11 protein-coding genes and 1 tRNA gene are annotated in these 10736 nt (G+C 67.4%); 8 read left to right on the top strand and 4 right to left on the bottom strand.

All coding sequences use genetic code 11. The features are described from left to right. The 4 genes from JNK68_01640 to JNK68_01625 all read right to left on the bottom strand — a co-directional run. On the bottom strand, positions 1–717 hold a 717-nt coding region (locus JNK68_01640), incomplete at its 3' end, for a DUF4340 domain-containing protein (protein ID MBL8539050.1). After that, a complete protein-coding gene (locus JNK68_01635; GenBank protein ID MBL8539049.1) occupies positions 714–2066 on the bottom strand; it encodes a GldG family protein in 1353 nt (450 codons plus the stop codon). The genes JNK68_01640 and JNK68_01635, both read right to left, overlap by 4 nt. 19 nt (positions 2067–2085) lie before the next feature. Further along, entirely contained in the window at positions 2086–2829 is a 744-nt protein-coding gene (locus tag JNK68_01630) for an ABC transporter permease subunit (GenBank protein MBL8539048.1), read from the bottom strand. Next, complete coding sequence (locus JNK68_01625; GenBank protein ID MBL8539047.1) at positions 2826–3788, bottom strand: ABC transporter ATP-binding protein; 963 nt, start codon at positions 3786–3788, stop codon at positions 2826–2828. Before JNK68_01625 ends, JNK68_01630 begins: the two co-directional genes overlap by 4 nt. 180 nt (positions 3789–3968) lie before the next feature. Here JNK68_01625 and JNK68_01620 point away from each other — a divergent pair, with 180 nt between their 5' ends. From JNK68_01620 to ychF, 8 genes are all read left to right on the top strand, one after another. Beyond that, on the top strand, positions 3969–5714 hold the full coding sequence (locus JNK68_01620; GenBank protein MBL8539046.1) for a tetratricopeptide repeat protein: 1746 nt from the start codon (positions 3969–3971) through the stop codon (positions 5712–5714). Positions 5715–5743: 29 nt separating this feature from the next. Continuing rightward, positions 5744–6325, top strand: a complete 582-nt coding sequence (lolB, locus tag JNK68_01615) for an outer membrane lipoprotein LolB (protein MBL8539045.1) — start codon at positions 5744–5746, stop codon at positions 6323–6325. Between the two features lie 75 nt (positions 6326–6400). Further along, complete coding sequence (gene ispE / locus JNK68_01610) at positions 6401–7255, top strand: 4-(cytidine 5'-diphospho)-2-C-methyl-D-erythritol kinase (GenBank protein MBL8539044.1); 855 nt, start codon at positions 6401–6403, stop codon at positions 7253–7255. 6 nt (positions 7256–7261) lie between these two features. Beyond that, positions 7262–7333, top strand: a tRNA-Gln gene (locus tag JNK68_01605). 112 nt (positions 7334–7445) lie between these two features. Further along, positions 7446–8396, top strand: coding sequence for a ribose-phosphate pyrophosphokinase (locus JNK68_01600; GenBank protein ID MBL8539043.1), 951 nt, complete (start codon positions 7446–7448; stop codon positions 8394–8396). 82 nt (positions 8397–8478) lie between these two features. Beyond that, on the top strand, positions 8479–9141 hold the full coding sequence (locus tag JNK68_01595) for a 50S ribosomal protein L25/general stress protein Ctc (GenBank protein MBL8539042.1): 663 nt from the start codon (positions 8479–8481) through the stop codon (positions 9139–9141). 97 nt (positions 9142–9238) lie between these two features. Then, positions 9239–9844 carry an aminoacyl-tRNA hydrolase gene (gene pth / locus JNK68_01590; GenBank protein ID MBL8539041.1) on the top strand — a complete coding sequence of 202 codons (606 nt, stop codon included), beginning with the start codon at positions 9239–9241 and terminating at the stop codon, positions 9842–9844. Beyond that, the coding region (gene ychF, locus JNK68_01585; GenBank protein MBL8539040.1) for a redox-regulated ATPase YchF at positions 9841–10736 on the top strand (896 nt) is incomplete at its 3' end. The genes pth and ychF, both read left to right, overlap by 4 nt.

Below are 10736 nucleotides of genomic sequence, written 5' to 3'. Positions count from 1 at the left end.
GAGCGGTACCGTCTTCCCGCTCTTGAGCCTGACGGTGATCGCATCCCCCTTCGCCGCGCCCGTGACCCGCTGCGTGAGCAGGCTTGCCGCGCTCTGCCAGTCGTCGCCCCAGCGGTTGAGATCGTCCTGGCTCAGGCCGGGATTCTCTGGATGCAGCCGCCAGAGGCCGTCCTGCAGCGCCATTTCCACCCCGCCCACCGCGATCGACGCCGGCACCTCGTCCGGCCCGAAGAGGGCCCGGCCGGTCACGTCCTTCGCCTCCTGCGGCAGCCCTGCCGCATAACGCAGCGGAATTAGGAAGACGCTGTCGCCAGCCGCGACGTACTGCTCGTTGCTAAGCTCGTTGACGGTGCCGAAGGCGACGGGACGATCGTCGAAGACGACGCGTGTGGCCGGATGGTCGAGATCGAAGCGGCCAAGATCGGTGGCCGCGAACTGGCGGCTTGGCTGCGCACGCAGGAGGTCGAGCAGCTGGCGCACGCGGAAGGCGTCGGCACGCGCCCGGTAAGGCGCATCGAGGTACCACTGGCCGTCGCGCTTCTCCAGCACCAAGGCCGTTGCGCCGCGCTCCACACGGATGCGCGTGACCTGCTCCGGATCGAGCGAGGACAGTGCGAGCGGCGGCGCGGCAGCCGGGCGCGGCCGAAAATGGAAGAACAGCGCCAGCCCCGCGACGAGCGCGGCGAGCAGGACATTGACGAGTGCGCCACGCCTCATAGGCGGCGCCGGCGCCACCACGTCGCCGCGCCTGCAGCGAGCAGGCCCGCCGGCAGCAGCACCAGGAAGCCCGCGGCGATGACGAAGAGGGGGATGCGGCCGAGCTCGAGGTTGGCGTCCACGGTGGCGCGCGGCTGGATGGTGATGAGATCGTCATCGCCTGCCAGCCAGTTCACGATGTTGACGCCGAGATCGAGATTGCCGGCGAGCCCGAGATAGGTGTTGGCGAGGAAGTTCGCGCTGCCGACAACGACCACGCGCTGCGTGCGATCCTCCACGCGTCGCTCCAGCGCGTAGCCGATGGTGATCGGCCCGGCGGCGTCGCGCTTGGGGTCGAACGTGGCCTCGTCGTTGGCTTCGCCGCTTTCCAGCCAGCCGCGCTGGGCGACTTCCATCAGCGGAAACGCATGCCACTCCTTGCCTTCCACGACGCCGATCTGGCGTGCGAACGGAAACACGGCGTTGAGCGGGAAATCGCGCACAATGACGTGATTGCCGTAGCCGTGGACGACGGCGTCCGCCTGCGGCAGTCCCATCTGTCGCGCCGCCGGATCGATCACGGTGCCCGGCGACAGGACGAGCGACAGATACTCGGCGACCGGCTCGAGCCCGTGCAGCGGCTCCTGGTCGATGAGCCAGAGCAGGTTGCCGCCGCGCTCCAGATAGCGCTTCACTTTCTCCACCTCGCCCGGCAGGAGGTCGACCTGCGGGCTGGCGATGACGAGAACCGCGGTGTTGTCGGGGATCGCCTGCGCGATGCCGAGATTCACCGTGCCGAGCTGCAGTCCCTTGTTTTCGAGCTGCTTGCCGAAATCGCCGAGATCGTGATTGGCGTTGCCCGTGAGGCGCCGCTCGCCGTGACCGTCGAGCCCGGCGATGATGCGTTCAGACCCGCGCGACAGCCGCATGAGCAGGTTGGTCATGGCCTGCTCGTTCAACTGCGTGAGATGCTCCGTGCGGCTGCCGTGGGCGATGACGAGCTCGCCGTTCACGCGCACCTTGGCCTCGGCGGCGAGCTTGGGATACTCGCGCGGATCGATGATGCGCAGCGTCAGGTCCGGTTTCGCGCGGGCGAACGGCTCGACGAACTCCTGGATGATGCGGCGGATGTCGCCGAGCTGCGGATCCTGTTCGGTGGCGTAGGCGGTGACCGTGACCGGTCCCTTCATCTGCGCGAGCACGTCGCGTGTGGCCTTCGACAGCGTATGCCGGCGGTTCTGCGTCAAGTCCCACTGCACGCGGTAGTCCTGCGCGAGCTTTGCCAGCAGCAGGACGGCCGCGACCAGCAGAACGACGAAGACGCCGTTCTGCAGGAGCAGTCGGCGACGGAGCTGTTGGCTGGCTTCCACGTGTCGGGCCCCCTGGCGCTCAGCCCCGCAGCCGATCGGCGTCGAGGCGGCGGATTGCGAGCAGCAGGAAGAGCCCGGTCAGCAGCGCGAAGTAGGCGAGGCTCGCCGTGTCGATGACGCCCTTGGAGAACGGCTCGAAGTGCTTGAGCAGCGACACGAGGTGCAGCGGGCTCGCCGGATCGGAGGTGCCGAGATTGGCCATCCAGAGCGCGAGCGAAATCGCCAGCGCGGCCACTGCAGCGACGACCGGATGCGCCGTGAGGCACGAGGCAAAGAGCCCGATGGCGGCAAGCCCCGCGGCGACCAGCGCGAGGCCGATCAGGTTGGACGCCACCAGACCCCAGTCCAGGCGTCCGCCCCAGGCGAGCGACGCGCCCATGGCGCCGATCAGGAGGATCGGCAGCAGCAGGAAGGCGAAGATGCCCAGAAACTTGCCGAGCACGATGTCTGTCATCGAGATCGGCGCCGACAGGAGCAGCGTCATGGTGTGGTTGCGCCGCTCTTCCGCCACCAGCCGCATCGAAAGCAGCGGCACCGCCATCACCAGAACGATCGACGCCACGCCGAAAACCGGCGAGATGATGAGCTCGGTTGCTCCGGGTGGATTGGCGAGCGCGACGAGCTGGCTCTGGATGGACAGAAACGCATCGAGCCGCGACAGGAAGATCCACGCCAGCACGAGCTGGAAGAACGCGAGGACGACCCACGCCAGCGGCGACACGAAGAGCGCCCGCCATTCCTTGGCGGCTACGGTCAGGATCATGTACTCGCCTCCGCGGTCGCGGCATCTTCGCGTTGCGTGAGGTGCGCGAAGATGTCCTCCAGGCTCGCCTGCGCCGGTGCGATCTGGAAAAGACGCCAGCCGCGCGCCACCGCCTGCCGCACGATCTCCTCGCCCGGATCGGCCTCGGCTGCCGGCTCGATGCGGAATAGATCGGCGCCCGTGAGCTCCACGTGCGCGACACCGGGCAGTGCCCGCAGGTCGGCCAGCGGCGGCGGCTGGCGCAGGCCGACGAGCAGGGCGCGGCCACCGCGCAGCGCGCGCAGTGCCTGCACCGTGCCGCTGTAGACGACGCTGCCCGCGTGCATGATCTGCACGCGGTCGCAGACGGTTTCCACTTCCGGCAGGATGTGCGTGGACAGAATGACGCCGCGCCCGCGTCCCAGCTCGCGGATGAGGGCGCGGATCTCGCGGATCTGATTCGGATCGAGGCCCACCGTCGGCTCGTCCAGGATGATGAGGTCAGGGTCGTGGACGATCGCCTGCGCGATGCCCACCCGCTGCCGGTAGCCCTTGGAGAGCGCGCCGATCAGACGGTTGCCCACCGCCGCCAGCCCACAGCGCTCGGCGGCACTCGACGCGGCCGCGGTGATCTTGCCTTTCGGCACCCGGCGCAGCCGCGCGGCAAGCTGCAGATACTCGCTCACGCTCAGTTCGCGATACAGCGGCGGCGTCTCGGGCAGATATCCGACGTGGCGCTTGGCCGCCACCGGCGCCTCCAGCAGATCCACGCCGCAGATCGAGATGCGGCCGGCGCCCGGACTCAAGTTGCCGGTGAGCATCTGCATGGTGGTCGTCTTGCCCGCCCCGTTGGGGCCGAGGAAGCCGACCACTTCACCGCGATCGACCTTGAGATCGACCTCGCGCACGACTGTCCGACCGGCGAAGCTGCGCGACAGCGCGCGGGCATCGAGGGTGGGGGCTGGGGCGGAATCGGACATCGGTGAGCAGAAGACCCGTAACCGACGGCGGGGCGTTGCGACCGGCGTCAATTGAAAGGGCGCGTAAATATACCTAATATGTTGAGTTTCATACAGTCTCGCGAAACGCGCTGGGCTTTTCGCGAACCTCGACGCATTGCTGTGCCTCTAATTCCTCTGCCTTCTTCTCGGATCCTCTCGATGAATCGAACTGTTGCGGTCGCGGCACCGCTGCTGGCGCTCTTCCTGTCTGCGTGCGCGCAAAGCCCGCAGAAGCCGGCTGCGGAGTCCCCCGCGAAACCGCCCCCGGCTGCCGCGATCCCGACCGAGCCAACGCCCAAGCCGCCCGCATTGCCGGACCAGGAGCTGACCAACGACATTCTGTACCGTTTCCTGATCGGCGAAGTGGCGGGCCAGCGGGGTCGGCTCGACGTCGCCACCCAGGCCTATCTGGAGATGGCGCGCAAGACGCAGGACCCGCGCATCGCGCAGCGCGCAACCGAGGTCGCGCTCTTTGCGCGCGCTCAGGACCAGGCGTTGGAAGCGGCGCGCATCTGGGTCGCCACCGATCCCGACTCGGTCCGCGCGCAGCAGGCATTGACGGCACTGCTCGTCAACTCGAACAAGCTGACCGAAGCGAAGCCGCTGCTGGAGAAGCTGCTGCGGGAAGAGAAGGCCAATGTCGGCCCTGCCTTCCTGCAGTTGAGCAGCCTGCTGTCGCGCTCGGCCGACCGCAAAGCCGCGCTGCAACTGGTGCGGGAGCTGGCGCAGCCCTATCCGAATGTCGCCGAAGCCCATATCGCAGTGTCGCAAGCCGCCCTCGGTGCCGATGACCTGACGCTCGCCGCGCGCGAGGCCGAAGAGGCGACGAAGCTGCGACCGGACTGGGAACTCGCCGCCCTGATACGCGGCCAGGTCCTGCAGCGCCGCTCCAACGCCGAGGCGCTCGCGTACTGGAAGGCTTATCTCAAGGAGTATCCGCAGGCGAAGGACGTGCGCCTCAACTATGCGCGCCTGCTCGTCAACGACCGCAACTACGAGGAAGCGCGCAAGGAGTTCGAGCAACTCGGCAGGGATTTCCCGCAGAACGCCGACGTCACCATGGCGGTCGCGCTGCTCGCCATCGAGTTGAAGGATTACGCCGCCGCCGAGCAGACGCTCAAGCGCGCGCTGACCCAGAACCCGAAGGAGGGCGACAGCATCCGCCTCTATCTCGGGCAGGTCGACGAAGAGCGCAAGCACTACGAGGACGCCAAGCGCTGGTACCAGGAGGTCGGGCGCGGCGACCAGTACATCCCGGCCCAGATGCGCTATGCCGGCGTCCTCGCCAAGGAGGGCGACCTCACGGGTGCGCGGCGCTATCTGCAGCAGCTGCCGGTGCAGAACAATCAGCAGCGCGTGCAGCTGATCCAGGCCGAGGCGCAGCTCCTGCGCGATCAGAACCAGTACCAGGAGGCCTACGATCTCCTCGGCCGCTCGCTCGACAAGCTGCCGAATTATCCGGACCTGCTGTATGACTACGCGATGGCGGCGGAGAAGGTGAATCGCGTCGACGTGCTCGAGGCGAATCTCAAGAAGCTCATCGTCATCAAGCCCGATCACGCGCACGCCTACAATGCGCTCGGCTACACGCTCGCCGATCGCAACGAGCGCCTGAAGGAAGCGGAGGACTACATCGACAAGGCGCTCAAGATCGCGCCCGACGATCCCTTCATTCTCGACAGCAAGGGTTGGGTGCTCTACCGCCGCGGCCAGCCGAAGGAGGCGCTGGTGTATCTGCGGCGCGCCTTCGCCGAACGCCCTGATCCGGAGATCGCCGCGCATCTGGGCGAGGTGCTCTGGGCGCAGGGGCAGAAGGACGAGGCGGAGAAGGTCTGGCGTCAGGCGCTGCAGGACAATCCGGACAACGAAGCGCTGCAGGCCGCGGTCAAGCGGTTTCTGCCCTGATTCGCCGGCGCGTCTGGCCGCGCCTCCGGTTGGCGCAGTGGGCGGCGTCTGCGCTGCTGCTGGCCCTCGCTGCCTGTGCCACCGCGCCTGACATCGCGCCCGACCGCGCGCCAGCGCGGCTCGCCCCGGACCGCGTCACCTTCGAGCTCAACGGTCGCATCGGCGTCCGCAACGGCGAACAGGGCATGTCGGGGCTGCTGCGCTGGGTGCACACGCCGCAGTCGGACGAGCTCTGGTTTTCGTCGCCGCTCGGCAGCAGCGTCGCCATGCTGGTGCGCGATGCGTCCGGTGTCGAGCTCACCGCCGGTCACGAGCCGCCGCGACGGGCAGCGAGCGCGGAAGAACTCACGCGCGGCGCGCTCGGCTGGGACCTGCCGCTGGCTGGACTCGAATACTGGGTCGTCGGTCGTCCGGCACCGGGCAGTCAGCCGCAACGCGTCGAGCGCGAACCGGCAAGCGGACGCCTGACGCGCCTCGTGCAGGACGGCTGGACCATCGAATACCGCCGCTATCAGGATACCGAGTGGGGCGCGCTTCCAGCTCTCATCTATCTGGAATACGGTGACCTGCAGCTGCGCCTGGTGGTGGATCGCTGGCAGGTGCAGTCCTGACGCGGGCGCGTCGTGTCGCATGCTCACAGCGGCGCGCGGTCGCGTTATCCTTGCCGCCTCGCGCGCGACCACGCCATGGACGAATCACTCGTAACCTACCCCGCTCCGGCAAAGCTCAACCTCTTCCTGCATGTGACGGGGCGCCGTCCCGACGGTTACCATCTGCTGCAGACGGTGTTCCGCTTCATCGATCACGGTGACGTGCTGCAGTTTCGCACGCGCCAGGACGGGCGCATCCGGCGCGCGAACAACGTCGTCGGCATCCCCGCCGAGGAGGACATCTGCATCAGGGCGGCGCAGCTTCTGCAGACGGAGGCGCGCGTGTCCCGCGGGGTGGAGATCCGGGTGCAGAAACGGCTGCCGGTGGGCGGTGGCCTGGGCGGCGGCAGCTCGGATGCGGCGACGGTGCTCCTCGCCCTCAACCGCATCTGGGACCTGCGCCTTGCGCGGCACGAACTGGCGGAACTGGGCGTGCGGCTGGGTGCCGATGTGCCGGTCTTCATCTTCGGCGAAAGCGCCTTCGGCGAAGGGATCGGCGAGCGACTGCAGCCGATTCACCTGCGGCCGGCGTGGTATCTCGTGCTGGTCCCGCCGCTTGCGGTGGCGACCCGGAAAGTGTTCGAAGACCCTGATTTGACACGAAACTCGCCGCCCGTCACAATTACGGCCTTTTCGGCTGTGCGGGGTCAGAACGACCTGGAAGCCGTCGTGTGTCGCGCCTATCCGGAAGTCGGCGCGCACCTCGACTGGCTGCGGCGCGAAGCACGCGAGGCGTGTTTCAGTGCGCTCACGGGGTCGGGTGCCTGTGTGTTCGCGGAGTTCGATTCAGAGGATGCGGCGCGGCGGGTGGCGAAGCTGCTGCCGCCTGCGATGAGCGGATTCGTGGCGCAGGGCCTTGATCGGCATCCCCTGCACAACCTTGCTGATTGATCAGATTGGGGAGTCGCCAAGTGGTAAGGCACCGGATTTTGATTCCGGCATTCGTAGGTTCGATCCCTACCTCCCCAGCCCCGCGCTCGTGCTGGCGGCGCGGTGCGCAACATGGGCGTCGTGATGCCGCGCTGCACGCCCGTCGCGCACCGAGCCGATCTCCCCACCCCGAACTCTCTCCTGAGCTGAGATGGCTTACGACAGCCTGATGGTGTTCACCGGCAACGGGAACCCGAAGCTTGCGGAGGATGTCGTGCGTCACCTGCACATCCACCTCGGGCGCGCAAACGTGGGTCGCTTCAGCGACGGCGAGGTGCAGGTGGAGATCCTGGAGAATGTCCGCGGCAAGGACGTCTTCGTCCTGCAGTCGACCTGTGCGCCGACCAACGACAATCTGATGGAAGTGCTGGTGATCGTCGATGCGCTGAAGCGCGCCTCGGCCGGCCGTATCACGACGGCGATCCCGTATCTGGGCTACGCCCGCCAGGACCGCCGTCCGCGTTCGGCGCGCGTGCCGATCACGGCCAAGGTCGTCGCCAACATGCTGACCAGCGTCGGCGTCGACCGCGTGCTGACGATGGACTTGCACTCGGACCAGATCCAGGGTTTCTTCGACATCCCCGTCGACAACGTCTATGCCACGCCGATACTGCTGGCAGACCTCTGGAAGCACGAATACCGGCACATGATCGTCGTATCACCCGACGTCGGCGGCGTGGTGCGCGCGCGCGCTGTGGCGAAGCGGCTCGACTGCGACCTCGCGATCATCGACAAGCGCCGCCCGCGACCCAACGTCGCCACCGTCATGAACATCATCGGCGAGGTCGAGGGCCGCACGTGCGTGATCATGGACGACCTCGTCGACACCGCGAACACCCTGTGCGAGGCGGCCGAAGCGCTCAAGGCGCAGGGCGCGGAGCGCGTGGTCGCGTACTGTACGCATCCGGTGCTGTCGGGCCGCGCCGTCGAGCGCGTGGAAGCGTCGCAGCTCGATCAGCTCGTCGTCACCGACACCATTCCGCTGCGCGACGACGCACGGCGTTCCCAGCGCATCCGTTGCGTGTCGGCGGCGGAGCTCATCGCGGAGACCATGCTTCGCATCAGCAACGAGGATTCAGTCAGCTCGCTCTTCATGGAGTGAGGCGGGCCACCAGGCTTTTTCCGGCACTTCCCGGCTGGTCGCGGCCGGCGAGTGCACAACCTAGGAGAGTGAAATGGCTGCAATCGAAGTCGTCGCATTTCCGCGATCGGCGCAAGGTACGGGTGCGAGCCGCCGCCTGCGTCGCAGCGGCAAGGTTCCGGGCATCGTCTACGGCGGCGAGACCGCGCCGATGGCAATCGAGCTCGACCACAACGCGCTCTATCACCACCTCAAGCTCGAAGCCTTTCATGCATCGATCCTGAGCATGGCGGTGGCCGGCAAGAAGGAGCAGGTGCTGCTGCGCGACGTGCAGATGCATCCCTTCCGCGCCGAAGTCCTGCACGTCGATTTCCAGCGTGTCGCGCAGGACAAGGAGATCTACATCAAGGTGCCGCTGCACTTCATGAACGCCGAGGTTGCACCGGGGGTGAAGCTTTCCGGCGGCATCGTGAGCCACGTGATGAACGATCTCGAGGTCGTGTGCCTGCCGAAGAACCTGCCAGCGTTCATCGAGGTGGACCTGGGAAGTCTGGATGCGGGCGACTCGATTCACGTCTCGGCCCTCAAGCTGCCGGCCGGCGTCGAGGCCGTCACGATTCAGTCGGGAGAGGATCCGGTAGTCGCTGCCTGCGTCCTGCCGCGCGCGGCAGTCGAGGAGGAGGCAGAGGCAGCCGCTCCGGCCGCTGCTGCCGAGCTGCCGGCAAGCACCGCGAAGAAGGAGGAGAAGGAGCCCGAGAAGAAGTAATCCGGCGCTTTTCCTCAACGCTCGGCCCGTCGGCCGCGGTCGCAACGCGACGCTCTGACGGGCCTTTTCACGCGATTCTCCGGAACTTCCCGCCTCCATGCGTCTCGTCGTCGGCCTCGGCAACCCCGGCACGGAGTACGCCGCCACCCGTCACAACGCCGGCTGGTGGTTCGTCGACCGGCTTGCCGAGAAAGCGGGAACTGCTCTGCGCCCGGAGTCGCGCTTTCACGGCAACGTCGGCCGCATCAGCGTGGAAGGCCGGGATTGCTGGCTGCTCCAGCCGCTCACCTGGATGAACGTGAGCGGGCGCTCGGTGGGCGCGCTCGCGCGCTTCTACAAGATCGCTGCCGAGGAGATTCTGGTGGCGCACGACGAACTCGATCTGCCGCCAGGCACGCCGCGACTCAAGCGCGGCGGCGGTGTGGCGGGTCACAACGGGCTGAAGGACATCGCTGCCCACCTCGGCACCCGCGACTTCTGGCGGCTGCGTCTGGGCATCGGTCACCCGGGCGAGCGCGCGGCCGTGGTCGACTACGTGCTGCACGCGCCGCGGCGCGAGGAGCAGGTGCTGATCGACGATTCGATCGAGAAGGCTCTCGCGGTGTGGCCTCTGGTCGCGCGCGGCAATCTGGAGGCGGCCATGCTCAAGCTGCACACGAAGGCGAAACCTCCGGCGGACAAACCAGCGGAATCCTCTGCATGAGTCTCAAATGCGGCATCGTCGGCCTACCCAATGTCGGCAAGTCGACCCTCTTCAATGCGCTGACCAAGGCGGGAATCGCCGCCGAGAACTACCCCTTCTGCACCATCGAGCCGAACGTGGGCGTGGTGGAAGTGCCCGATCCGCGGCTCGCCAGCATCGCGGCCATCGCAAAACCGCAGAAGGTGATTCCCGCGGTGGTTGAATTCGTCGACATCGCGGGCCTGGTGGCGGGTGCGTCCAAGGGCGAGGGCCTCGGCAACCAGTTCCTGGCCCACATTCGCGAGACCGACGCCATCGCGCACGTAGTGCGCTGTTTCGAGGACGAGAACGTCACCCATGTGGCGGGGACGGTAGATCCGCTTTCCGACATCGAGGTCATTCACACCGAACTCGCGCTCGCCGATCTCGTCACCGTCGACAAGGCGATCGCGCGCGTGCTGCGGCCCGCCAAGGCCGGCGACAAGCAGGCCATGCGGGAACTCGCGGTGCTGGAGCGCGCGAAGGCGCATCTCGATCAGGCCCGGCCGCTGCGCAGCGCCGACCTCGACGCGGAGTCGCGCGCCATCCTGGCACCGCTCTGCCTGCTCACCGGCAAGCCTGCGATGTACGTCGCCAACCTGGATGAGCACGGTTTCGGGGGCAATCCGCTGCTGGAGGCCGTGCGTGCGCACGCGGCGGCCGAGGGTGCACCCGTGGTGCCGATCTGCGCGGCGCTGGAAGCGGAGATCGCGGATCTTTCCGCAGAGGACAAGGAAGTGTTCCTCGCCGACCTCGGGCTGCACGAGCCGGGACTCGATCGACTGATCCGCGCGGCATACGATCTCCTCGGGTTGCAGACCTACTTCACGGCGGGCGAGAAGGAAGTGCGCGCGTGGACCATCCACAAGGGCGA

This window comes from Betaproteobacteria bacterium, assembly GCA_016791345.1.
Lineage (GTDB): Bacteria > Pseudomonadota > Gammaproteobacteria > Burkholderiales > JAEUMW01 > JAEUMW01.
Note: the sequence above shows the minus strand (reverse complement) of the source record. Positions and strands in the feature narration are given on the sequence as shown.

Excerpts from the sequence above, each read along its gene's own strand:
- JNK68_01630 (MBL8539048.1), bottom strand. The coding sequence starts at position 2,829 with ATGATCCTGACCGTAGCCGCCAAGGAATGGCGGGCGCTCTTCGTGTCG.
- JNK68_01625 (MBL8539047.1), bottom strand. The coding sequence starts at position 3,788 with ATGTCCGATTCCGCCCCAGCCCCCACCCTCGATGCCCGCGCGCTGTCG.
- JNK68_01620 (MBL8539046.1), top strand. The coding sequence starts at position 3,969 with ATGAATCGAACTGTTGCGGTCGCGGCACCGCTGCTGGCGCTCTTCCTG.
- ispE (MBL8539044.1), top strand. The coding sequence starts at position 6,401 with ATGGACGAATCACTCGTAACCTACCCCGCTCCGGCAAAGCTCAACCTC.
- JNK68_01600 (MBL8539043.1), top strand. The coding sequence starts at position 7,446 with ATGGCTTACGACAGCCTGATGGTGTTCACCGGCAACGGGAACCCGAAG.
- pth (MBL8539041.1), top strand. The coding sequence starts at position 9,239 with ATGCGTCTCGTCGTCGGCCTCGGCAACCCCGGCACGGAGTACGCCGCC.